This window comes from Haloarcula laminariae, assembly GCF_025457605.1.
Taxonomy (GTDB): domain Archaea; phylum Halobacteriota; class Halobacteria; order Halobacteriales; family Haloarculaceae; genus Haloarcula; species Haloarcula laminariae.
This window is the reverse complement of the sequence record NZ_JAMZFY010000002.1, coordinates 190522-212369: the sequence shown is the minus strand read 5'-3', so window position 1 is coordinate 212369 and position 21848 is coordinate 190522. Positions and strand designations below refer to the sequence as shown.

Genomic DNA, 21848 nt, shown 5'->3' with positions numbered 1-21848 from the left:
TCGGGCCTGATTAGGCAGGCCATATGGTGTTCGGGCTCGTCGGTCTCGTGTTCAATATCGTAACTTTCCCCGGGATGATCGTCAACGGCATCGTCCAGGAGCGGTTCGACGAGTCATACGGCGTGCCGTCCGCGCGGCTGGCCGTCGACGACGACGTGAATCTGGACGAGATTCCGGACACGGAAGCGGCGTTGGCGGAGGTCTCGCGGGTTCTCGACCCCGGCGAGTCGCCCGGAGAGGACGAGCGGGTCGAGGCGTTCACGAACCACGGGGCCGTCGGGCAGTACTCGGACCTGTTCGGCGTCGTTCTGGGGCCCTTTTTCGTGACGACGCTGCTGGCTCTCTGCCTGTTTGGCGGGTTCGTCGCCTTGCAGCTCGCGGGTATCGTCGAGGGAACGGGCGGGCTGGCCTGGTGGGCCGGGTTCTACCCCGGTTTCGCGGTCGCAGCACACGCCTTCCCGAACGCCGAACCGACCGACGCGCTGTGGGACCGGTCGAAGGAGACGGACAGCCTCCTGCGGTTCGTCGGCTACCCGCTTGTCGCCGTCTCCATGCTGTTCAACGCACTGGAGTTCCTCTGGATAGACGCCGTCTACGCCTTCGCGCTGTTCGGCGTGGTCGCCGCGCCGTTCGGACTGTTCCTCTGAGACGGGAAGCGGGACTCGGGAGCGGGATTTCTCGACACAGAATTACGGCCCGAACTGGCGCGGCTGAATCGGCAAGCAGAGCCGCGTATCTAACGCTGGTCACTCCTGGAGACCGTTTTGAAGGGGGAGAGTACCCGTTACCCGAGGAGGTACCGAGTCCACGGATACCGTTCGACGAGCGGTTGTCCGCCGATGTCGTACTGTTCGATGTACTGGTCGAGGCCGAGAACGCGGCCGGCACCGAAGGCGGCGACCGAGAGGAAGACGAGCATATACGCGAAATCACCGTTGATGTAGCCGTGGGCGATATCCCAGTTCCCGAGGTAAAACAGCAGCATCAGGAACGCGCCCCAGAACGCCGCGAGACGCGTCAGTACGCCGAATACGAGGCCGAGGCCGATGAGAACCTCTCCCCACGGGACGGCGACGTTGACGAAGTCCACGAACCACGGCGTGTTCCCCATCGAAACGAAGAGGTCAGCCGCGGGGCTGCCGTTGGATGGCGGCGCGTTCTGTAGATAGCCTGCGGCACTGAAGCTTCCGGAGACCACCTTATCGAAACCGCTCTGGAAGAACGCGAGTCCCATCATCAACCGCAGCGCGAGGATGAACCAGACGCTCAGTGTGTGTAGCTTCCCCTCCGCGGTGAATCCCGCGACGGTGCTCCGGAGTTGGACTTCCTGTGACGACATTGTGGTATGGACTAACACGGGAGCTAATAAATGTTGGTAGCTATATTTTAACTATCCGAGAGTTGACTAGGCGCTGTTAGCGAGCGTCGACACAGGCCGGTGCATCGCTACAACGGTCCGTACGAGCGGGGCAAACCGGATAGTTTGAAACCCCCGGGGCGTAATCACCGGGCAATGCTAGTCGCCTTCGACTTCGACGGCACCCTCTCCGACTCGGAGATGACCGTGCTGCTGGGCAACCAGAACGGCACCGCCCAGGACATGGCCGACATCACCGAGCGGGCGATGAACAACGAAATCGAGTACGCCGAGAGCCTGCGCCAGCGGTGTGAACTGCTTGCGGACCTCCCCGACGAGCAGGCCCAGGCCGCCTTCGACGACGTGGAGCTCCGCTCCGGCGCGGCCGAGGTCATCGCGGCGCTGCGCGAGGCGGGCCACTACGTCGCCATCCTCACCGGCGGGTTCGACCGCGGGGTGGACGCCGCACTCGAAAAGGAGGGGGTCGAGGTCGACGCCATCGTCGCGAACCGCCTGCCCGTCGTCGACGGGAAGCTCTCGGGGAACGTCCGCGGCCCGCTCATCGAGGGGACGAAAGACGACGCCCTAGAAGTGGCGACGGCCATCGTCGGCGAGGACCGCGAGGACACCATCGCCGTCGGCGACGGGGCGAACGACCTGCCGATGCTCGAAGTGGCCGGCCTGGCTATCGGTTTCGAGCCGAAACCGGCCGTCGAACCGGCGTGTGACGTGACCGTCTCGACGATGGACGAACTGTACGTGCTGCTGGAAGAGCGGGGCGTGCTGTAACTCTCAGCGGTCGGGCTCTATCGGGCCACAGCCACAGGCCGGACAGTTGCGTCGCTCCCGGTCGAAAGTGAGCCGACAGAACCGACAGACGTAGGACTTACTCCGGCCCAGCGTGTTCGTGAGGCGTTCGAGCACGGGCATGGGAGACAGCTCCGATTTGTGTGACAATATTTGGGCCTAATTCGACTTATTTCTTTGGTACCACAGATTCCGATGGGCCGAGTTGTACGCATAGACACAAAAAGACCCGATTCTGGTGAGATGAGACAGCGTAGCAGACCGCTCGACGCGGGAAACGGCGGCAGCGAGAAGGCGGGCCCGCCTACGACGACGCGGTAATAGCCTGGTCGAGGTCGGCGATGATGTCGTCGACGGCTTCGGTCCCGACGGAGAGGCGGACCATGTCGTCGGTGACCCCGGCGGCGGCCTGTTCCTCCTCGGTGAGCTGCTGGTGGGTGGTGCTCGCGGGGTGGATGATGAGCGTCTTCGCGTCGCCGACGTTGGCGAGCAGGCTCGCTATCTCGGTCGACTCCACGGTCGAGCGGGCGGCGTCGTAGCCGGCGTCGAGGCCGAACGTTATCATGCCGCCGTAGCCGCCGTCCAGGTATTCGCTTGCGGCCTCGTGGGTCTCGTGGTCGTCGAGGCCTGGGTAGGTGACCCACGAGACCTCGGGGTGGTCGGAGAGGAACTCCGCGACGGCCATGGCGTTGTCGCAGTGGCGGTCCATTCTCGCGGGCAGGGTCTCCAAGCCCTGCATCGTCTGCCAGGCGTCGAAGGGGGACTGCTGGCAGCCCAGGTCGCGCAGTCCGCGGGCGATGGCGGCGTAGGTGAAGGCGGCGTCGCCGAAGCGCTCCTCGAAGTTGACGCCGTGGTAGGCGGGGTTGTCGCCGGCGATTTCCGGGTACTTGTCGCTGTACTCGTCCCAGGGGAACGAGCCGCCGTCGACGAGGACGCCGCCGACGGTGGTGCCGTGGCCGTGAATCCACTTGGTCGTGGAGTTCCAGACCAGGTCGGCGCCGTGTTCGAGGGGGTTGCAGAGATACGGCGTCGCGAACGTGTTGTCCACGAAGAAGGGCGCCCCGTGGTCGTGGGCGATGTCGGCCAGGCGCTGGAGGTCCGGGGTTACCAGTGCGGGGTTGCCGATAGTCTCACAGTGGACGTAGGCCGTGTCGTCGTCGATGGCTTCCTCGTAGGCGTCGTAGTCGAGCGTGTCGACGAAGCGGGTCTCGACGCCGTTTCGGGGCGCGGTGTGGGTGTAGTAGGTGTACGTCCCGCCGTACAGCGAGGAGGCGGTGACGACGTTGTCGCCCACGTCCGCGAGCAGGAACGTCGCCAGATTGAGCGACGCCATCCCCGACGCGGTGGCGACGGCACCGACCCCGCCTTCCAGTGCGGCCAGTCGCTCCTGAAGCTGCCCGACGGTGGGGTTCATCAGCCGGGAGTAGATGTGGCCCGGCTTTTCGAGTGCGAACTGGGCGGCCGCGTCTTCCGCGTCCTCGAAGACGTAGGAGGTCGTCTGGTAGATGGGCGGCGCCCGGGCGCGGGCTTCGCTGTCCGGCTCTTCCTGGCCGACGTGCAGGGCGTCCGTCTCGAATCCGTGGTCGTCGTCGCTCATACAGCGGACGTTGAACGGCTACCCCCTTAATTCCCTACTGGGCGGCGACAGCGGCCGGTGGTCGCCGATTGCGGCGAATTTGCGGGTCAGTTGATGACAACACTCGGCCGGGGCATCCACGGGTGACGACGACCGTACTGGGACACCGACGCTGTGGCCGTGAGCGCGTTCCATCGCGCGAAGACGGGGAAAGGCAGGCTGTCCACCAGCATACCGCTCGTCACCAGCGAGCGGTTTCCCCGGAATCGGCGCCACACGCCGATTCCGGCCTTTTTCGCGAACGTTTTTCGAGGAGCCCTCCCGCAGCGAGCCGAAGGCTCGCAAGGAAGGGCGACGAGGAAAAAGGTTCAGGTGAACTTACGGACCGTCATATCCAGCGTGTCCAGGTCGAGAATCGGGGCGAACCCGGCGTCGGGGTCGATGTTGACGGACTTCTGGAACTCCGTCTGGGCCTGCCAGCACCCGGAGTTCAGCGCCAGCACGTTGTGGTACTTCCCCCAGCCGAGTTTGTGGACGTGGCCCGTGTGGAACACGTCGGGGACCTCCTCCATGACGAGGTAGTCCCTGTCTTCGGGTGCGAGCCGAGTGTGGCCGCCGTACTGGGGGGCGACGTGGCGCTTCTTCAGGAGCTGGTACATCGCCTTGTGGGGCTCCTCGTAGCTGGCCTTCTCGTCGGGGAGCTCCGCGATGACCTCGTCCAGCGAGACGCCGTGGTACATCAGGATAGTGACCCCTTCGACGGTGACGAGGGCCGGGTTCGAGTGGATGGAGGCGTCGTGGGCGGACATGATATCGCGGAGCTCCTCGTCGAAGCCGGGCTGGGGTTCGGCCAGCCGGACGGCGTCGTGGTTGCCCGGAATCATCCGTATCTCCATGTCCGCGGGCACCTCCTTGAGGTACTCCGAGAACTGCTCGTACTGCTCGTAGATGTCGATGATGTCCAGTTCCTCGTCCTGCTCGGGGTAGATGCCGACGCCCTCGACCATGTCGCCGGCGATGAGCAGATACTCGACGTGCTCGGCTTCGGGGGTGTGGAGCCAGTCGGTAAACCGGTGCCAGGCGTCGGCCATGAACTCCTGGCTGCCGACGTGGACGTCGGAGATGAGCGCGGCCTGGACGTGCCGGTCGGCGGTCGAGGGGGAGTGGGTCCGGGGGACGTCGGGGAAATGTAGCGAGTCGACGAACAGGATTCCGGCGTCGTCGGCCAGGGTCCCGTCGACGGCGATGACCTCGTCGAGCAGTAGCTGCTGGACGAGGTCGGCGATGGGGCGGTCTTTCATCACGAGACACGGGAAGGTGCCGTTCGTATCTTCCAGTTCGACCAGCCAGTGGCCGCTGGCCGTCGAGCGGATATCGGAGACCATCCCGATGAGCGCGGCCTCGCTTCCCCCGCCCATGTTCTCGATGGCGTCGGTCGGCCGGTGGTTGACCCGGCCCCGAAGCTTGCTCGCGAGCTTCTCGTAGCGGTCACGGAACACCTGGACGAAATCGTTGTACTCCCCGGTCCCCGTCGAGTCGCCGGTCATGTCGTTGGCGACCTCGATGGCCCGCTGGGAGACGTCGACGTCGCGAGACCCCTTCGTTTCAACTGGAGCGACGTTTCCGCTGTCTGTCGACTCCGGGCCCGCGGCTCCAGTTGAAACAGAGGGGTCTTCGGTAGTGAGGTTCTCGGCCCCACTATCGACATCGCTCCGGGGTGTAGATGTGGCATCGGCCCGCGACTCCGACCGGTCCAGGACCGAATCGACGTGGTCGGCGGTGAGCTTCAGCGCGTCGTCGGGCATCGTTTCCAGTGCGCGTTCGAGCGCTGTCTCGGACTCCGGCGCCCCGGCCAGCCGCGTGACGGCCTCCGGCTCGGCGTTGTAGCCGCGGCTGGCCAGCTCGCTGACGATACGGGCCGGGGTCGAGAGTGGCACAGTAGCTCTCAACGCGTCGGTCAGCAAAAGACTAGCGGACGGTACCGGAGCGGATTGCGACAACGGAACGTTGATTGCTCGCCTCCCGCTACGGGCGTGTACGAATGTCCGGCGACGACGGGCCGCCTTCGAGTGGCGAGGAGCCCCCGCAGTTCGTCCAGTACGGGATGGATATTGTCGGGAGCGCCGGCGCCGTGCTCCTCGTCGGTCTGTTGCTCTTTGCCGTCAGCGGGGTCTGGCCGCCGCTCGTCGCCATCGAGAGCCCGAGTATGGACCCTCACATCGAGAAGGGCGACCTCGTGTTCGTGATGGAGGAAGAGCGATTCGCGGGCCCGAACGCGGTCCACGGCGTCGTGACGAACCAGCGCGGTGAGGAATACGTTCGCTTCGAGCAGCGGGGGGACGTTATCGTCTACAAGCCCGACGGAAGCGAGCGGCGGACGCCGATCATCCACCGGGCGATGTTGTACGTCGAAGACGGCGAAAACTGGTACAGCCGCGCCGAACCCGAGTTCATCGGGGACGCGGACAACTGCTCGGAGCTGACTAACTGCCCGGCACCACACGCCGGGTTCATCACGAAAGGGGACAACGAGCTGTCGAACAGAAAGTACGACCAGATTGGTTCGAACCCTATCAGCGAGCCCGTGAAACCGGAGTGGGTCATCGGTACCGCCGAGTACCGGGTCCCGCTGCTCGGCGAGATTCGACTGGGCTGGAATCAGGCCGCACAGCCGACCACCGCGACGGCCGGCTAGGGTTCTGTGGAACGCAAGCGTAGCCGATTTACAACAGCGGTGCAATCGGCGCGTGAGGTTTCAGCTCGACCGGGCGTCAGTTGTCGAAGCGGGCCTGGACGAACGGCTGGACGTCGTCGATATCGCCGAGTCGGGAGTCGCTGAGCAGGACGGCCTCGGTCTCTTCGGTCGGGACTGACAGCGATATCTCCTTCGTCCGGCCGTAGCGGCCCTTCGAGACGACGACGGCGTTGACGATGCCGAGCATGTCGAGTTCGGAGATGAGGTCGGTCACGCGGCGCTGTGTCAGCACGTCGGCGTCGATCTCCGCACAGAGGTTCTTGTAGATGTTGAACACCTCGCCGGTGTTGATGTTGTGGACGCCGTTTTTCTCCAGCAGGATGATGGCAAAGAGGACGATTTTCGACTGGGTGGGGAGGGTGCGGACCACCTCCACCACGCGGTCCAGTTCGATTTTCTCCTGGGCCTGGCGGACGTGGTCCTCCTCGACGTCGTCTATCTGGTCGCGCTCGGCGAGTTCGCCGGCGGTGCGGAGGAGGTCCAGCGCCCGGCGGGCGTCCCCGTGTTCCTGTGCGGCGAAGGCCGCACACAGCGGGATGACGTCGTCGGTGAGCGCGTCGCCCTTGAACGCCACGTCGGCACGGGCCTGGAGGATATCCCGCAGCTGGTTGGCGTCGTAGGGCGGGAAGACGATCTCCTCCTCGCCGAGGCTGGACTTGACCCGCGGGTCCAGGAAGTCGGTGAACTTCAGGTCGTTCGAGATGCCCATGATGGACACACGGGAGTTCTCCAGTTCGGAGTTCATTCGCGAGAGGTTATAGAGGGTGTCGTCGCCCGACTTCTCGACGAGCTTGTCTATCTCGTCGAGCATGATGACGACGACCCGTTCGTGGTAGTCGACGGCGTCGAAGAAGGAGCTGTAGACGCGGTCGGTGGGCCACCCGGTCATAGGGACCTCCTCGAACTCGTCTTTCTCCGCTTCGAGGTCGTCGATGGCCGCATCGAGGGCCGACAGCGAGTCGTAGTCGGTGTCGGAGAGTTCGCTCGCGTCCTCCCGCGCCCGGGACCGGAGGTCTTCAAGCTCGTCGATGCGCTCGTCGATGACGTCTATGTTCTTGTTGATGAACTTGTTCGCGAGCTGTGCGAGCACCCGGTACTGGGTGTCCGTCACCTCGCAGTTGATGTACTCGACCTCGCAGGGGACCTCGTACTTCTGTGACGTGGTCTCCAGTTCCTCACTGACGAACTTTGCGCTCGCGGTCTTGCCCGTCCCGGTCTTCCCGTAGATGAGGATGTTCGAGGGCGTGTCCCCGCGGAGCGCGGTGACGAGGATGGTCGCCATGTTGTTTATCTGCTCCTCTCGGTGTGGGAGCTTGTGGGGCGTGTAGGACGGTCGCAGGACCTCCTTGTTCTCGAATATCGGTTCGCCCTCGAGCAGGTCGTCGAAGAGGCCGCGGGAGGCCTCGTCGGAGGCCTCGCCCGTGCCCGTGTCGAGATTGTCGAGAACGACATCGTCGAGGTCCGGCACCGATTGGTCGTCTGTCGAACCGAGCGCTGTCGGATCGCCGCCGTCCTCGTCCGGATCGATAGTCGCCTCCGGGTCGTCGTTTGAATCAGTCATACTCGGGAAGTTGACCCCACCATTTCAGGTGGAGTGAGGCCTGCGAACCGCTGTATCGGACGTGAGGAGCGCGTTTCGGCCACCCTCTGGGAGTGACCACGCGCGCAGGTGCGTCCAGTTGAACCACATGAACCCGTGGCTGAATAGATATTAAATATTTCGGTCCAAGCCACAGTTCGACTGGAGGGGAAACGGGGGTCTCAGAACCGCTCAGCGCCGCTAGACGGACCACTAGCGGGTTACCCGCGCCGTTCCGGGGAGCGATACCAGTACCATCCCCGGTTCAGTTCGATATGTGGTTGCACTGGAACTCGGGGCGGGTCGAACCAGTGAGTGGGGAGACCGGCATCGCCGCAGGTTCGTCAGTAGGGGATTGTTCCGGCGTGTCTGAATGAGAGATGGAAACGATGACCACGATATCCACTAGACCCCCCCACCCCTTCGTTTCGGGTGGAACGGAGAAGAAGGGTGGGTGGGGGTCAGCGTGAACTGCAGTGTCCGTCTAGTCTAGGAAAGATTTATAACACATACTACACAACCAAAACCGTACTAGAAAGAAAAGAACACTCATTCTACTCTTCTTATTCTAGACTATTCCTAGAGATAGTTTCCAGCCTGTAATCCATAGTTTCGCTCGCGTCCGCTCGACTCATCACTCCCCCTAAACTGCTGTCGCGCCGGACCCCTCCCGGGCCTGTTCCCCGTTCCACCTGAAACGAAGGGGTGGGGGGCATCCCTCTCTATCCGTCCCGGCCGGTCACGGCTCCCTCCCGGTCTGCGGCTGGCGTTTCCCGTACTGTATCGGCCTCGCCCGTGACAGCGAGGGACTATCTCTCGTCCGACCCCTCCCGGCACCTGACTCCCCCGTTTCCCGTCCGGCTCGATATTTCCACCGCATCGCTCCCTATCGTGTGCCAGGTGGCCGTGAATTCCCAGCCGCTGTCTCGGTCCTTTCCAGCACCGCTGATTTCACGTCCGCAGCTGACTGGTCTCAGGTCTGGATTCCAGACGAGCCGTTCTACCCGAAGCGCTGCCGCCAGTTACGTACCAGTTCACCCCCTGTTTCGCGTGGAACGGCCGTCTCGGCTGCCCCTACCTGCTTCGTTGTTCCCCGCCACAAGTACTGTCAACTAAGTTTTATTTGTCTGACGTAGTCTTAAGTGAATTCCCGCATCTCTTGGAGGTAGAAGCCGCCATACCGGCACGTCCGGGCGGCGGGAGGATAGGATGGGACTGCTCACAAATCTCAAAGACAGCATTTCGAGGGCGGCATCGACGCTGTTCTCGGAGGAAGACCCGAAGCGTATCGGCATCTACGGACCGCCCAACGCGGGCAAGACGACCCTCGCGAACCGCATCGCGCGCGACTGGACCGGCGACGCCGTCGGCCCGGAGAGCCACGTGCCCCACGAGACCCGTCGCGCCCGCCGGAAGGAGAACGTCGAAATCGAGCGCGACGGCAAGAAGGTGACAATCGACATCGTCGACACGCCGGGCGTGACGACGAAGGTCGACTACACCGAGTTCCTCGAACACGACATGGAGAAAGACGACGCGGTGCGTCGCTCCCGCGAGGCCACCGAAGGCGTCGCCGAGGCGATGCACTGGCTCCGCGAGGACGTCGACGGCGTCATCTACGTGCTCGATTCGGCGACGGACCCGTTCACGCAGGTCAACACGATGCTCATCGGTATCATCGAGAGCCAGGACCTCCCGGTCCTGATTCTCGCGAACAAGATAGACCTCGAGGACTCGTCGGTCCAGCGCATCCGCAACGCCTACCCACAGCACGAGACCATCCCGCTGTCGGCCCTGGAAGGGGACAACATGGACGAGGTCTACGACAAGATAGCGGAGTACTTCGGGTGATATAATGGCAGAAGTCAAAGACCCAAGCGACGGCGTCCAGATCGACCTCATCAGCGGGGAGCGCATGGACGGCCTGACCTCCATGGAGAAGATTCGGCTCATTCTCGACGGCGTGCGCGACGGGAACATCGTCATCCTCGAAGAGGGCCTCTCGCCCGACGAGGAGTCCAAACTCATCGAGGTCACGATGACCGAGATAAGCCCCGACGAGTTCAACGGTATCGAGATAGAGACCTACCCCAAATCCGAGGCGGCCGACGCGAGTCTGCTTGACCGCATCATGGGCAAGGAGTCGACGAAGAAACTCACCGTCATCGGGCCGGCCAACCAGATAGAGACCCTCCACAAGGACAAGAACCTCATCAGCGCGCTGGTCTCCCGGAAATAATGCCACATCAGTGTACGAACTGCGGCCGCGGGTTCGAGGACGGCTCACAGGAGATGCTGTCGGGCTGTCCGAACTGCGGCGGCAACAAGTTCCAGTTCCGGCCTGAGGGGAGCGATAGCTCGCCCACGGCGGAGGAGCCGCCCGAGCCGCCGGAGCCTCCCGGCGGAAACAGCACCGTCGCCAAGACGGTCGGGCAGACGGCGGCGACGGTGCGGGACATCGTCGGCGGTTCGAGCGGCGAACCCACAGTCGGCGCCGACACCGATAGCGGGACCGACCCCGAGCCGACCGGGACGGACGGCCAGATAGACGCCGGCGCGGCCGGAACGGAGAACTCCGCGCAGGCGAGCGCTCGCGGGGAAGTCGTCTCCCCGGACGAACTGCCCGACCACACGGGCGAGGGCGACCGCGAGTTCGAGCCGGCGGGCGCCGACTCGGCGGCGTCGGTCGAACCGCCGACCGACGACGACGGCGACCGGCCGGACCTCAGCGAGCTTCGCGAGGAGCTCAACGACCAGTTCGAGTCCATCAAGGTCGTCGAACCCGGCCAGTACGAGCTGAACCTGATGGAGCTGTACGACCGCGAGGAGTACATCGTCGCCCTGCAGGAGGACGGCCACTACTCCATTCAGGTGCCCGAGACCATCCGGGAGTAGCCGCCGACCGCCCTACGAGATTTTGTCGTACTGCTCTTCGAGCTTCTCGGCGGCTTCGGCCATCAGCTCCTGTTCGTAGTCCTCCAGGTCCCACTCGATTATCTCCTCGACCCCGTCACTGCCAAGCCGGACCGGGACGCCGAAGGCGGTGTCCTCGTGGCCGAACTCCCCCTCTAGCTTGACCGACGCCGGGAACACCGCACCGGTGTCCCGGAGGATGGCCTCGACCATGTGGGCGACGCCCCGTGCCGGGCCCCACTGGGTCGCGCCCTTGCGCTCGATGACGTCCATCGCGGACTCCTGGAGGTCGGAGAGAATCTCCTCGCGCTCGTCGGCGGAGAAGGTGGGGTCGCGGCCGTCGACCCGGACTTTCGAGAAGACGGGGACCTGTGCGTCGCCGTGCTCGCCCAGGATGGTCGCCTCGACGTTTGTCGTCGGCGCGTCGAAGCGCTCGGCGAGAACGTAGCGGAAACGGGCCGAGTCCAGCCGGCCGCCGAAGCCGATGACCTGCTCGCGCGACCGGTCGCCGGCCTCGTAGAGGTGGCGGTTAAGCAGGTCGACGGGGTTGGAGGTGGTCAGGGAGACGTAGTCGTCGTTGTGCTCGTCGAGCGAGGACTGGATGTCCTCCATGATGGGCGCGTTGTCGCCCGCGAGGTCGATGCGGGTCTGGCCGGGCTGGCGCGGGATGCCGGCCGTGATGACGACCACGTCGGAGCCGGCGGTGTCGGCGTAGTCGCCCTGTTGGACCGTGGTGTTGGAGTCGTAGGCGATGCCGTGGTTCGTGTCCGCGGCCTGTCCGACGGTGTCTTCCTCCTTGTCCGGGATGTCGACGAAGACGAGCTCGTCGGCGATGTCCCGTAGCGCGATACTGTAGCCCGCGGCGGCACCGACGGTTCCGGCCGCACCGACAATGCTTACCTTTGTCATACCGAGTCGGATTCGGGGCCGCGGGGAGGTAAACGCTTCTTTTTCTCTCCCTTGTTGCACCCGTCCGATGCGTCCCAGTCGCCTTCGCCCGCGCCGGCTCAACCGACCCCTCCACCGCTGGCCGCAACCGTCCCCCGCAAGCCCTAATCCGTTCGCCCGTCTGTCCACGTACATGAGCGATTTCGACAAGGAAGCCGAACGCGAGAAACTCCGCGAGAAGTACGGCGAGGACGAGCAAAAGCGCGAGGCGACCGAGCAGATGAGCGAGCTGCTGCTGAAGGGCGCGACGATGACCAACGCCCACTGCACGGACTGTGGGGACCCCATCTTCCGCTACGACGGCCAGGAGTTCTGTCCCACCTGCCAGAAACCGGTCGCTCGCGACCAGTCGGGGGCGGACGCCGACGGCGACCACATCGAGGTGACCGACCCGAGCGACGACGCGACGGTCCAGTTCGGCGACGGGCAGGACGGGGCCGCCGCTGCGCAGGACGGGACGGACCCAGCGGCCCCGGCGAGCGGTGCTGCGGACGCGAGCGCCGACACTGCGGACGCGGCCGGCGACGCCGGGGGAGAGCCGTCGGCTGCCGACCAGCAAACCGCCGACGCCGCCGGACACCCGCCGGCCGCCGACAGGGACGCCACGCGGGAGGTCCCTTCGGCCGACCCCAACCGGGCGCCGGCGGGCGACGTCGGGTCGCAAGGGACCGACACTCGCTCGGCTGACTCGGCGACGGAGCCGGGCGCCTCACCAACGGCCCGCTCCTCGGCCCCGTTCCGACGCCGTGGCAGCGCCGACGACTCGGTGACTGCGGAGCTGTCGGCGGCCGAGTCGCTGCTCGCGGAGACGGTCCACCGGTTCGCACAGCGGGCCGCAGAGAGCGACGACCCGCGGACCGCCCGCGAACATCTCGGTGCGGCCCGCGAGGCAGCCGAAGCCCTCGACGCCGTCCGGTTCTAGCTGTCTACTGCCGCGTCGTCGGCCGGCCTTGGGTCCGCGGGCCGGTGACGGTCGACGAAGCCCAGCAGCGACTCGACGACCGGCACGTCCAGCGTCGCTTCGGTTTCGGTCGCGACGACGGAGAGTCCGCCGTCGTCGCCGCGACAGAGCGCAACCGCCGGGAGCGATTCGACCGACTCCTGGAGCGGTCCGAACGCCCCGAACCCGTCGGCGCCGCCCCGGCTCGTCGTCTCGCGTTCCCCGTCGGGTTTCGGGTCGACCAACATCGGGAACGGCAGGCCGTACTGCCGGTCCCACAGCCTGGCACGCTCGCGGATGTCGGGCAACACGGGGACAACCGTCGTGGCTCGCCGGGAAAAGGCGTCGTGGCGTTCGGACAGCGCCCGGACGAGTTTTCGGGACCGTGAACAGTAGTGGCTGCCCAGCAACACCACGAGCAGGGAGTCGCCGTCGCCGAGCAGTTCGCAGGACTGTACCGTCTCGCTCCCGCGCCCGACGTTCGGAAGTTCGAAGTCGAGTCGATGGTTCTCGCGTTCGCCCACGGTCTACTCCTCCGCGTTCGAGTGGCTCGCGCTGTCAAATCAACGTTCCCATCAGCCGGCGGACGGCGCGGCGTTCCGGTATGGAAATCAGGGGTCGTACGTGCCGCCGACGACCGAGCGGATTCGCTCGGCCGTCACCTCGCCGATGCCGTCGACGTCGAGCAGTTCGTCGTGGGTCGCGGTCATCACCGCCTCGACACTGCCGAACTGTTCGAGCAGGCTGCGGGCGGTCACCGGACCGACCTCGGCGACCGAGGCGACAACGTACTCCTGTTGTTCCGCGACGGTCTTTGCCTGTTTCTCGCCGTGGACGCTGACCGTTCGGTCGCCGTCGTCCTGCTCGCGGGTCGCGATAGTCTCGAGCAGGTCGGCGGTCTCGTCCTGGTCGTCGGTTCGGAGGACGCTCGCGCCGAAGTCGACGGCCAGCGACGCCAGCGCGCCGTTGATGGATTTCGCGTGGACGTTGCGCTCGCCGTAGAGGTCGCCGCCCTCGATGACGACCACCGGCCGCGCGTAGTTGCGGGCGGCGTCGCCGACCTGCTCGAACATCGATCGGTCGCCGCCGGTCAGCGTATCGAGGAAGTCCGAGACGGTCTTTCGCTCGACGGCGACGCGGTCCGAGAGCACGTAGTCCCCGACGGCCAGCGTCTCCAGGCGCGTCTCGACACCGTCCCGGGTCGAGAGGTCCCGGGCGATGGTCGAGTCCAGTTCGCGCTGGTCGGCGACGATTTCGATATCGTCGGCGTCGCCACCGGCTTTGGCGACGACCCCGTCGCTCTCGCCGTCATCGCCGTCGGCAGCGTCAGCTTCGGTCGCCTCGGCGTCGTCGCTCTCGCTTGCGGTCATGTCCTGGCCGGCGAACGCGTCCAGCCCCGCTTGGCCGTCGTCGGCGCTGGTACCGTTCGCGGCCGTTTCCGTCGCGGTACCACTTCCGTCCCCCTCGCTGTCCTCGTAGTCGTCCAGCCCGGTCTGGTCCAGCTCGGCCGACAGCTCCCCGGCGACGCTCTTGAGCTCGTCTAACTCCTTGGCCATCCGCTTCTGGTCGTTGCGGGCCTTCCAGAAGTAGGCCTCGTCACGGGTGTCGTTCGCGAGCAGGACGACGACGCGACCCTCCGCCTGGCGGCCAGTCCGGCCCTTGCGCTGGATGGCCCGAATCGCCGTCGGCACCGGCTCGTAGAAGAGGACGAGGTCGACCTCCGGTACGTCCAGTCCCTCCTCGGCGACGGAGGTCGAGACTAGCACCTCGAACTCCCCGTTCCGGAACCGCTCTAGGGTCTCCTGCTGTTCGGTCTGTGTCATCCCCTCGCTGCCGTCTGTGTCGCTCTGTCCGACGAACTTCTGTGTGGTGAAGTGGTCCGAGAGGAAATCGACCAGCGTCTCGGCGGTGTCACGGGATTCGGTGAAGACGATGACGCGCTCGCCGTTCTCGATGCCCAGCGTCTCGGCAAGCAGCATCCGGGTCCGCCGGAACTTGGGGTGGAGGTCGTCGTAGCTCTCGGCTTTCCGCATCGCCTCCCGGATTTTGGGCTCGCTGACGAGGCGCTGGTCGGCCTTCGAGGCCCCCGAGGAGCGGGCGGCCTCCTTCAGCCGCTCGAAGTAGCGGCGCAGCGACTCGACGCTCTGGGTCTCGACGTAGGTGACGGCGGTCCGCAGCTTCCGGATCTCGGCCAGCAGGCTCATCCCCTGGTACCCCTCGCTCTGGTCGTTGTTCATCAGCTTGCGGAGCTCGGCCTGCATCCCCTGGATGTCCCGCTCGGAGAGGTCCGGCGATGACTTGTTGGTGACGCCGAGCTCCCGGAGCTGGTCCAGCCGGTCCGCGACCACCTCGTTGATGCCGTCCCGTATCTCGACGACGACCTCCGGCAGGTCGATTCGCTTCCAGTCCACGTCCGTGTCGTGGGTGTACTCGGCGACGTCGGCGTCGTCCTCGGTCATCACCGCGACCTCGGAGAGCCCGAGGTTCTCACAGACCTGCAGTATCCCCTCCTCGTCGTCCCCGGGCGAGGCGCTCATCGCGGTGACGAGCGGGTCGGCGGCGTCGGCGTGGTAGCGGTCGGCGATGTAGTTGTAGGCGTAGTCGCCGGTCGCCCGGTGGCACTCGTCGAAGGTGCAGTGCGTTACCCGTGTGAGGTCGATGCGGTTGCCCACGAGGTCGTTCTCGACGACCTGCGGGGTCGCGATGACCACGGTGGCGTCCTCGAAGAGGGCGGCGCGGTCGTCGGGGCGGACCTCGCCGGTGAAGACGACGATTTCGTCGTCGGGAACCGTCAGCGCCTCGCGGTAGAACTCGGCGTGTTGCTGGACGAGGGGTTTCGTCGGCGCGAGCAGCAGGGATTTCCCGCCGACATCGTGGAGCCGCCGGGCCGTGACCAGCAGGGAGACGGCCGTCTTGCCCAGCCCGGTCGGGAGACAGACCAGCGTGTGGTCCCGGCTCGCGGTGTCGGCGAGTTCGACCTGGTACCGGCGGTTCTCCAGGAACCCATCGGTGACCAGCGGGTGTTCAAGGTGCTCGCCGTCGACGGTGGTCGCCATTGGCGTGGCGTAGTCCCCGCCGGAGGTTAAGGGTTCAGGTACCGCGGCGGAACTGAAGCGGGGCGCTGTCGGGCCTCAGAGCCCCGGAACGGCGACGACACCGACCCACATCGCGGCGGCGCCGAACACCGGAATCGAGAAGTTGTCGTCGACGACGTAGCCGGCGACGGTCGGTTTGACCCCGTCTGCGAAGGTGGCCGCGACCCCGCCGAGCACCGCCGCCGCGGTCGGGACGAACGGGGCGGCAAGCAGCGTACAGACCCCGAACATCACGAGCAACACCCACGCCTGTTTGACGTTGCTGGCGTCGGCCGACCCGAGCAGGCCGCTGATGGGGTCCCCGATGGCCAGCATGAACATCGCGGCGACGGCGACGTCTGTCGGGAGCCCGACGTCGACCGCGCCGGCCACCGCGGCCATGCCGACGATGTACAGCGCGTAGCCGGCCGGGTTGTCCTGTTCGTACTCGCGGGTGAGCCGGTCGTAGATGGCCCAGTCGAGCCCGACCGACAGCCGGAGGAACTCCAGCACGACGACGAGGACCAGCGCGACGGCGAGAAACAGCTGGACGACCCGCCAGCCCACGAGGTCGCCGCCGAACAGGTAGCCAAGCGGCACCGCTGACCCCGTCACGTGAACGAGCCGGCGGGCGACCTCGTCGGCCATCTTACAGGTCGTCGAAGGCGACGTCGCCGTCGACGAGACGCCCGACGGTCTCGGCCAACCCGTCGATGGAGACCCGTTTCTGTGCCGTGGAGTCGCGCTCCCTGAGCGTGACGGTGTCGGTCCGCAGGTCGTCTGGGTCCTCGCCGTCTTTCGGTTCGCCGATGGACTCGTAGTCCACGGTGACACAGTAGGGCGTGCCGATTTCGTCCTGGCGCCGGTAGCGCCGGCCGATGGCGCCCGAGTCGTCGTAGGTGACCGAGTGGCCGGCCCGCCGGAGCGCCTCGGCCAGTTCCCGGGCGTACTCGCCCAGTCCGTCCCGGTCCATCAGCGGGAAGACGCCGACCGTGGTCGGGGCCTGCTCGGGCGGCAGTTCGAGGTAGGTCCGCTCCTCGCCGTCGACCTCGTCCTCCCGGTAGGCGTGGGCCAACACGGTGTAGATGAGCCGGCCGACGCCGAAGGACGGCTCGACGACGTGGGGCGTGATGTGTTCGCCGTTCTCGGTCACTTCCTCGACGCTGAAGCCGGTCTGTTCGACTGGAACGGTCGCCTCCTCGCCGTCTACTTCGACCGTCACGTCCTCGCCGTCGAAGGCATCGGGGTCGGTCTCGGCGAGCGCTTCGAGTGCGTCCGCGACCGCGCCCGCGTCGCCGCCGAACTCCGGCCCGAGATAGCTCATGTCCGGGTCGACGGTCGGGCGCTCGACCGTGACCGGCTCGTCGTACTGCTTGAAGACGGTGTAGTCCTCGCCGGAGTGCTCGGCGTGTTTCTGCAGGTCGTAGTCGCCGCGGTAGGCGAAGCCGGTTATCTCTATCCAGTCGCCGTCGATCTCGGCCTCGGCGTCCCAGCAGTCCGAGGCGTAGTGAGCGAGCTCGCCGGGGAGGTGCTGGCGAAAGCGGAACCGGTCCATGTCGATACCGATGCGCTCGTACCAGTCACGGGCGACGCCCAGGTAGTAGGCGACCCAGTCGCTGGTGATGACCCCCTCGTCGACGGCCTCGCGGACCGTCAGTCGCTCGACGCCGCCGTCCTCGGCCTCCTGGCTCTCGCCCGAGTAGAGGGGGAGGGTCACGTCCGCCACCTGTTCGAGGGGCGGCTCGTCCTCCTCGGGGTCGACGAAGTGCTCCAGTTCGGCCTGCGTGAACTCGCGCACGCGCACGAGAGATTTCCGGGGGGATATCTCGTTGCGATAGGCCTTGCCTATCTGTGCGACGCCGAAGGGGAGCTGGTTCCGGGCGTACTCCGAGAGCTGGGGGAACTCGACGAAGATGCCCTGGGCGGTCTCGGGGCGCAGATAGCCCGGCGAGGACGTGCCCGGCCCGATGTTCGTCTCGAACATCAGGTTGAAGTTATCGACCGGCTCGTCGGCCAGCGACGCCTGACAGGAGGGACAGGGGATGTCGTGGTCGGCTATGATCTCCATGACCTCCTCGTTGGGGAGCGATTCGGCCTCCTCGATATCCGTGTTGTCCTCGACGATGTGGTCGGCCCGGTGGGTCGCGCCACACTCCCCGCACTCGATTATCATGTCGTCGAAGCCGTCCAGGTGGCCCGAGGCCTTGAAGACGGGTTCGGGCATCACGTCCGGGGCCGAGATTTCCTGGTGGCCGGCCTGGACGACGAAGCGGTCGCGCCAGGCGTCCTCGACGTTGTCCTTCAGGGCGGCGCCCTGTGGCCCGTAGGTCCAGAAGCCGGCGGCGCCGCCGTAGGCGCCCGCGGCGGGGAAGTAAAAGCCCCGCCGCTTGGCCAGCTCGGTCAGGCGCTCGCCCTCGTTCATAGCCCCTCCAGCAGGTCGACGTCACGGACGATACCGACGAGCTCGTCGCCCGAGACGAGCGGAATCTGCTCGATGTCGTGCTCTATCATCAGCTGTGCGGCCTCCTTGGCGGTGCGCCGTTTGCTGACGGTGACGACGTCGCCGGTCATGAACTCCCGGACGGGTTCGACCGGTATCTCGACGTTGCGCGTGGGCATGTAGCGCCCGCCGACGGCCTTGATACCCTCCCAGGCCCAGTCGTCGTCCTGGTTGGCGATGGAGTCGCCGGTGTCGTCCTCGCCCTCCACGACGCGGGCGACCTCGATGATGTCGACCACGGTGAGCATCCCCGCCATGTCCCCGTCGTCGTCGAGCACGACGCCGTAGGGCACTTCGGCGTAGGACAGCTCCCGTTCGGCGACGGTCAGCGGGCTCCCGGCGTAGAGACAGTTGATATCGCTGCGGGCCAGGCCGCCGACCTCGCTGTCGCCGACGGTGTCGCCGTTGGCGATGGCGTGGACGATGTCAGTCACCGTGATGATTCCCTCCAGGCGCCCGTCGACGACCGGCACCCGGCGTTCCCCCTCCGCGAGCATCAGCTCGGCCGCCGCCTCGATGGTGGCGTCGGCGGTGATGGTCGGGACCTCATCGACCAGCAGGGCCAGCTGGTCCTCGTCGGGCCGGTTGATGAGGGCGTCCCGGGAGACGAGTCCGCGGAACTGTTCGCCGTCGTCGGTCTCTTTGATCACGGGAACTGACGAGAAAGCCCGCTTCTGCAGATACTCCAGCACGTCGTCACGGGTGCCCGGAATTTCCACCGTGACGACCTCCGAGCGCGGCGTCATAGCGTCTGCGACGTTCATACTGGCCAAAGCTCCGCCCCGCACCTACTAAGTAGTTAACATCGGGCTCGTCGGGCCGTCGCGCTCGAACCCGTCCCGTCGGCGCCGGCTACGTGTGGGAATCCACACGACAGCGCCGCTCGTCCGCCGGCGTTTCGAACGGTAAGCTGCGCTGTCGACGTGACGGCGGGCACGCAGACGCAGGGATGAATATCCTCGCTGGGAACGGCTGGCCGCCTGTAACGCCCGATAGGGGGCGTGTGGGGTCGAAACACGCCCCCGCTTCGGTTGCTGAGCCTCCCCCGGGACTGTTCAAAACCCTGATACTACCGCCGCGCCTTCCGCGGATTTCGTAGTTTTTATATACGGGTGTTACATATTCACATGCATGGAGCCGGATACGGTTGCCCCAACGCAGGTTGCTGCCGAATCGGAGGTCATGGCTTCCGTCGAGGAAGGGCCGACTGATACGTTCGTCATCGCGGACGTCTCGACCGACGACGCGTACATGACACTCCCGCTCGCGGACGCCGCCTCGCTCCCCGAGTGGCGGTAGCTCCGGACTTTTCCGATTTGCTCGCCGACAGTGGCCACGCCGCGCCGAGAAAACAAGCGTTATGCCGCCCCAGTAAGTTCGGTCCGGTATGAAGGTACTCGTCACGGACCCCATCGCAGACGCCGGGCTCGACCGGTTACGCGAGGCGGGCCACGAGGTAGTCACAGCCTACGACGTCGAGGGCGAGGCGCTGCTCGATGCGGTCTCGGACGCCAACGCGCTCATCGTCCGCTCGGGCACCGAGGTCACCGACGAGGTGCTCGCCGCGGCGCCCGACCTCATCATCGTCGGTCGGGCCGGCATCGGCGTCGACAACATCGACATCGACGCCGCCACCGACCACGGGGTCATCGTCGCCAACGCCCCCGACGGTAACGTCCGCGCCGCCGCCGAACACAGCGTCGCGATGGCCTTCGCTACCGCCCGCTCTATCCCACAGGCCCACGACCGCCTCAAAGGCGGCGACTGGGCCAAAGGCGAGTTCCTCGGCACCGAGGTCAACAACAAGACCCTCGGCGTCGTCGGCTTCGGCCGCGTCGGCCAGCAGGTCGCCAAGCGACTCGGCAGCCTGGGGATGGACATCGTCACTTTCGACCCCTACATCAGCGAGGAGCGGGCCAAGCAGTTCGGTGCCAGGCTCGCCGACGACCTCGAAGACTGCCTGGAGGCGGCCGACTTCGTCACCATCCACACGCCGCTGACCCCCGAGACCGAGAACATGATCGGCGAGGAGGAGCTCGCCCTGCTCGAAGGCGGCTACGTCGTCAACTGCGCCCGCGGCGGTATCATCGACGAGCCCGCCCTCGCCGAAGCCGTCGAAGACGGTATCCTCAACGGCGCTGCCCTGGACGTCTTCGCCGAGGAGCCCCTCGCCGAGGACTCCCCGCTGCTCGATGTCGACGACGTCATCGTCACACCCCACCTCGGGGCGTCGACCGAGGCCGCCCAGGAGAACGTCGCCACCTCTACGGCCGAGCAGATCATCGCCGCGGCCAACGGCCAGCCCGTCGCCAACGCGCTCAACGCCCCCTCGCTCGACAGGGCCACCTTCGAGGCCGTCGAGCCGTACCTCGAACTCGCCTCCACGGCGGGTCGCATCGCCGTCCAGCTGTTCGACGGCCACATGAGCTCCGTCGAGGTCACCTACGCCGGCGACATCGCCGACGAGGACGTCGAGTACGTCACCGCCAGCGCGCTGGAGGGCGTCTTCACCCCCTCGGACATCCAGGTCAACGCCGTCAACGCCCCCCAGATAGCCGAGGAGCGCGGCATCGACGTGACCGAGTCAAAGACCTCCTCGGCGGAGGACTACCAGAGCCTCATCACCGTCACCGTCTCCGACGGCGAGGAGTCGGTGTCGGTCTGTGGGACCCAGTTCGGCGGCGAGGAGTCCCGCATCGTCCGCATCGACGGCCACCGCATCGAGGCCGTCCCCCACGGGCACATGCTCGTCGTCCGCAACCGTGACGAACCGGGTACCATCGGCTTCATCGGCACCGCCCTAGGCGAGGCCGACATCAACATCGCCGGGATGTTCAACGGCCGCGAGACCATCGGCGGGGAGGCGCTCTCCATCTACAACCTGGACGAGAAGCCCGCCGTCGACCTCATCGACCGACTCAACGCCGACGACCGCATCATCGAGACGACCTACGTCGCCCTGGGCGACGAGTAACGCGGTCACCGCTCCGCCAGCAGTCGCTCGTACCGGTCGACGACGGCCTGGCGTTTCTCCCGTTCGGCTTCGAGTTGCTGTTCTAAGGCGGCCACGCGACACTCCAGGAGAGCTATCTGTAGCTCTCTGACGGCGGTCGAAACCGACGGCCGTTCGCGGTTTTCGGGGAGGCCCGGTGACCGGGGCGTCGCCACTCGCTCGGGATGCGTTGTCATACCAACTACGATGCGATTGGACCGCCAAAAGCACCCATCGGACGACCGGCAGACGCCCGTCTTGCGGCCTGACCTGGAAAGCCGCCGTATCAGAGCGCGACGGCCTCGGCGCCGGATAGCGTCTGGGGGACGACCAGTCGGAGCTCCGTCGTCCCGCCCGACCCCACCTTGTACTGTGCACAGCCCGCCAGTCCGCTCACCCCGAGCGCG

At 66.1% G+C, this 21848-nt stretch carries 21 protein-coding genes; 9 read left to right on the top strand and 12 right to left on the bottom strand.

The genetic code is table 11. The features are described from left to right. The first annotated feature begins 23 nt into the window (after window positions 1–23). Complete coding sequence (locus NJQ98_RS12585; protein ID WP_262179186.1) at window positions 24–647, top strand: hypothetical protein; 624 nt, start codon at window positions 24–26, stop codon at window positions 645–647. Window positions 648–784: 137 nt separating this feature from the next. On the opposite strand, the gene NJQ98_RS12580 is transcribed toward NJQ98_RS12585, so the two are convergent. After that, window positions 785–1339, bottom strand: a complete 555-nt coding sequence (locus NJQ98_RS12580; protein WP_262179184.1) for a DoxX family protein — start codon at window positions 1337–1339, stop codon at window positions 785–787. A 174-nt stretch (window positions 1340–1513) separates the two neighbouring features. Here NJQ98_RS12580 and serB point away from each other — a divergent pair, with 174 nt between their 5' ends. Further along, entirely contained in the window at window positions 1514–2146 is a 633-nt protein-coding gene (serB, locus tag NJQ98_RS12575) for a phosphoserine phosphatase SerB (RefSeq protein ID WP_262179182.1), read from the top strand. A gap of 3 nt (window positions 2147–2149) precedes the next feature. Here the strand turns inward: serB and NJQ98_RS12570 are convergent, their stop codons facing one another. From NJQ98_RS12570 to NJQ98_RS12560, 3 genes are all read right to left on the bottom strand, one after another. After that, entirely contained in the window at window positions 2150–2287 is a 138-nt protein-coding gene (locus tag NJQ98_RS12570) for a hypothetical protein (protein WP_262179180.1), read from the bottom strand. A 181-nt stretch (window positions 2288–2468) separates the two neighbouring features. Beyond that, window positions 2469–3761 (bottom strand): O-acetylhomoserine aminocarboxypropyltransferase/cysteine synthase family protein, encoded by a 1293-nt coding sequence (locus NJQ98_RS12565; RefSeq protein WP_262179178.1) that lies wholly within the window; start codon window positions 3759–3761, stop codon window positions 2469–2471. A 347-nt stretch (window positions 3762–4108) separates the two neighbouring features. Beyond that, entirely contained in the window at window positions 4109–5677 is a 1569-nt protein-coding gene (locus NJQ98_RS12560; protein ID WP_262179176.1) for a DNA-directed DNA polymerase II small subunit, read from the bottom strand. A 104-nt stretch (window positions 5678–5781) separates the two neighbouring features. Here NJQ98_RS12560 and NJQ98_RS12555 point away from each other — a divergent pair, with 104 nt between their 5' ends. Beyond that, window positions 5782–6435 (top strand): S26 family signal peptidase, encoded by a 654-nt coding sequence (locus NJQ98_RS12555; protein WP_431357502.1) that lies wholly within the window; start codon window positions 5782–5784, stop codon window positions 6433–6435. 76 nt (window positions 6436–6511) lie between these two features. Here the strand turns inward: NJQ98_RS12555 and NJQ98_RS12550 are convergent, their stop codons facing one another. Beyond that, window positions 6512–8056, bottom strand: a complete 1545-nt coding sequence (locus NJQ98_RS12550; protein ID WP_262179174.1) for a Cdc6/Cdc18 family protein — start codon at window positions 8054–8056, stop codon at window positions 6512–6514. Window positions 8057–9283: 1227 nt separating this feature from the next. Here NJQ98_RS12550 and NJQ98_RS12545 point away from each other — a divergent pair. Genes NJQ98_RS12545 through NJQ98_RS12535 form a run of 3 tightly spaced genes read left to right on the top strand, consistent with a single transcriptional unit; the run spans window position 9284 to window position 10969 of the window. Further along, window positions 9284–9925: an Era-like GTP-binding protein gene (locus NJQ98_RS12545; RefSeq protein ID WP_262179172.1), complete on the top strand. Its 642-nt coding sequence runs from the start codon at window positions 9284–9286 to the stop codon at window positions 9923–9925. A 4-nt stretch (window positions 9926–9929) separates the two neighbouring features. Further along, window positions 9930–10313 carry a DUF2073 domain-containing protein gene (locus NJQ98_RS12540; protein ID WP_262179170.1) on the top strand — a complete coding sequence of 128 codons (384 nt, stop codon included), beginning with the start codon at window positions 9930–9932 and terminating at the stop codon, window positions 10311–10313. Next, entirely contained in the window at window positions 10313–10969 is a 657-nt protein-coding gene (locus NJQ98_RS12535) for a Zn-ribbon domain-containing protein (protein WP_262179168.1), read from the top strand. Before NJQ98_RS12540 ends, NJQ98_RS12535 begins: the two co-directional genes overlap by 1 nt. 12 nt (window positions 10970–10981) lie before the next feature. Here NJQ98_RS12535 and mdh read toward each other — a convergent pair whose 3' ends face one another. Next, entirely contained in the window at window positions 10982–11896 is a 915-nt protein-coding gene (gene mdh / locus NJQ98_RS12530; protein ID WP_262179167.1) for a malate dehydrogenase, read from the bottom strand. A 172-nt stretch (window positions 11897–12068) separates the two neighbouring features. Here mdh and NJQ98_RS12525 point away from each other — a divergent pair, with 172 nt between their 5' ends. Continuing rightward, window positions 12069–12857, top strand: a complete 789-nt coding sequence (locus NJQ98_RS12525) for an Sjogren's syndrome/scleroderma autoantigen 1 family protein (protein ID WP_262179165.1) — start codon at window positions 12069–12071, stop codon at window positions 12855–12857. Here NJQ98_RS12525 and NJQ98_RS12520 read toward each other — a convergent pair. From NJQ98_RS12520 to NJQ98_RS12500, 5 genes are all read right to left on the bottom strand, one after another. Next, a complete protein-coding gene (locus NJQ98_RS12520; protein ID WP_262179163.1) occupies window positions 12854–13399 on the bottom strand; it encodes a redoxin domain-containing protein in 546 nt (181 codons plus the stop codon). The genes NJQ98_RS12525 and NJQ98_RS12520 overlap by 4 nt on opposite strands. An 87-nt stretch (window positions 13400–13486) precedes the next feature. Next, a complete protein-coding gene (locus NJQ98_RS12515) occupies window positions 13487–15931 on the bottom strand; it encodes a DEAD/DEAH box helicase (RefSeq protein ID WP_262179161.1) in 2445 nt (814 codons plus the stop codon). Between the two features lie 75 nt (window positions 15932–16006). After that, entirely contained in the window at window positions 16007–16597 is a 591-nt protein-coding gene (locus tag NJQ98_RS12510; protein WP_262179159.1) for a diacylglycerol/polyprenol kinase family protein, read from the bottom strand. 1 nt (window position 16598) lies between these two features. Next, window positions 16599–18371, bottom strand: coding sequence for a glycine--tRNA ligase (glyS, locus tag NJQ98_RS12505; protein ID WP_262179157.1), 1773 nt, complete (start codon window positions 18369–18371; stop codon window positions 16599–16601). Continuing rightward, window positions 18368–19213 carry a CBS domain-containing protein gene (locus NJQ98_RS12500; RefSeq protein ID WP_262179155.1) on the bottom strand — a complete coding sequence of 282 codons (846 nt, stop codon included), beginning with the start codon at window positions 19211–19213 and terminating at the stop codon, window positions 18368–18370. Before NJQ98_RS12500 ends, glyS begins: the two co-directional genes overlap by 4 nt. A gap of 367 nt (window positions 19214–19580) precedes the next feature. Between NJQ98_RS12500 and NJQ98_RS12495 the strand changes: the two genes are divergently transcribed. Together NJQ98_RS12495 and serA are read left to right on the top strand one after the other, a co-directional pair. After that, on the top strand, window positions 19581–19748 hold the full coding sequence (locus NJQ98_RS12495) for a DUF7556 family protein (RefSeq protein ID WP_262179154.1): 168 nt from the start codon (window positions 19581–19583) through the stop codon (window positions 19746–19748). A gap of 88 nt (window positions 19749–19836) precedes the next feature. Beyond that, window positions 19837–21423 carry a phosphoglycerate dehydrogenase gene (serA, locus tag NJQ98_RS12490; RefSeq protein ID WP_262179152.1) on the top strand — a complete coding sequence of 529 codons (1587 nt, stop codon included), beginning with the start codon at window positions 19837–19839 and terminating at the stop codon, window positions 21421–21423. A 5-nt stretch (window positions 21424–21428) separates the two neighbouring features. On the opposite strand, the gene NJQ98_RS12485 is transcribed toward serA, so the two are convergent. After that, on the bottom strand, window positions 21429–21638 hold the full coding sequence (locus tag NJQ98_RS12485) for a hypothetical protein (RefSeq protein ID WP_262179150.1): 210 nt from the start codon (window positions 21636–21638) through the stop codon (window positions 21429–21431). Between the last annotated feature and the right edge of the window lie 210 nt (window positions 21639–21848).

Coding starts and splice junctions, on each gene's coding strand:
- NJQ98_RS12525 (WP_262179165.1), top strand. CDS start 12,069: ATGAGCGATTTCGACAAGGAAGCCGAACGCGAGAAACTCCGCGAGAAG.
- serA (WP_262179152.1), top strand. CDS start 19,837: ATGAAGGTACTCGTCACGGACCCCATCGCAGACGCCGGGCTCGACCGG.
- NJQ98_RS12510 (WP_262179159.1), bottom strand. CDS start 16,597: ATGGCCGACGAGGTCGCCCGCCGGCTCGTTCACGTGACGGGGTCAGCG.
- NJQ98_RS12495 (WP_262179154.1), top strand. CDS start 19,581: ATGGAGCCGGATACGGTTGCCCCAACGCAGGTTGCTGCCGAATCGGAG.
- NJQ98_RS12570 (WP_262179180.1), bottom strand. CDS start 2,287: ATGCCCGTGCTCGAACGCCTCACGAACACGCTGGGCCGGAGTAAGTCC.
- NJQ98_RS12500 (WP_262179155.1), bottom strand. CDS start 19,213: ATGAACGTCGCAGACGCTATGACGCCGCGCTCGGAGGTCGTCACGGTG.
- mdh (WP_262179167.1), bottom strand. CDS start 11,896: ATGACAAAGGTAAGCATTGTCGGTGCGGCCGGAACCGTCGGTGCCGCC.
- NJQ98_RS12555 (WP_431357502.1), top strand. CDS start 5,782: ATGTCCGGCGACGACGGGCCGCCTTCGAGTGGCGAGGAGCCCCCGCAG.
- NJQ98_RS12535 (WP_262179168.1), top strand. CDS start 10,313: ATGCCACATCAGTGTACGAACTGCGGCCGCGGGTTCGAGGACGGCTCA.
- NJQ98_RS12515 (WP_262179161.1), bottom strand. CDS start 15,931: ATGGCGACCACCGTCGACGGCGAGCACCTTGAACACCCGCTGGTCACC.
- NJQ98_RS12545 (WP_262179172.1), top strand. CDS start 9,284: ATGGGACTGCTCACAAATCTCAAAGACAGCATTTCGAGGGCGGCATCG.
- glyS (WP_262179157.1), bottom strand. CDS start 18,371: ATGAACGAGGGCGAGCGCCTGACCGAGCTGGCCAAGCGGCGGGGCTTT.
- NJQ98_RS12550 (WP_262179174.1), bottom strand. CDS start 8,056: ATGACTGATTCAAACGACGACCCGGAGGCGACTATCGATCCGGACGAG.
- serB (WP_262179182.1), top strand. CDS start 1,514: ATGCTAGTCGCCTTCGACTTCGACGGCACCCTCTCCGACTCGGAGATG.
- NJQ98_RS12585 (WP_262179186.1), top strand. CDS start 24: ATGGTGTTCGGGCTCGTCGGTCTCGTGTTCAATATCGTAACTTTCCCC.
- NJQ98_RS12580 (WP_262179184.1), bottom strand. CDS start 1,339: ATGTCGTCACAGGAAGTCCAACTCCGGAGCACCGTCGCGGGATTCACC.
- NJQ98_RS12540 (WP_262179170.1), top strand. CDS start 9,930: ATGGCAGAAGTCAAAGACCCAAGCGACGGCGTCCAGATCGACCTCATC.
- NJQ98_RS12565 (WP_262179178.1), bottom strand. CDS start 3,761: ATGAGCGACGACGACCACGGATTCGAGACGGACGCCCTGCACGTCGGC.
- NJQ98_RS12485 (WP_262179150.1), bottom strand. CDS start 21,638: ATGACAACGCATCCCGAGCGAGTGGCGACGCCCCGGTCACCGGGCCTC.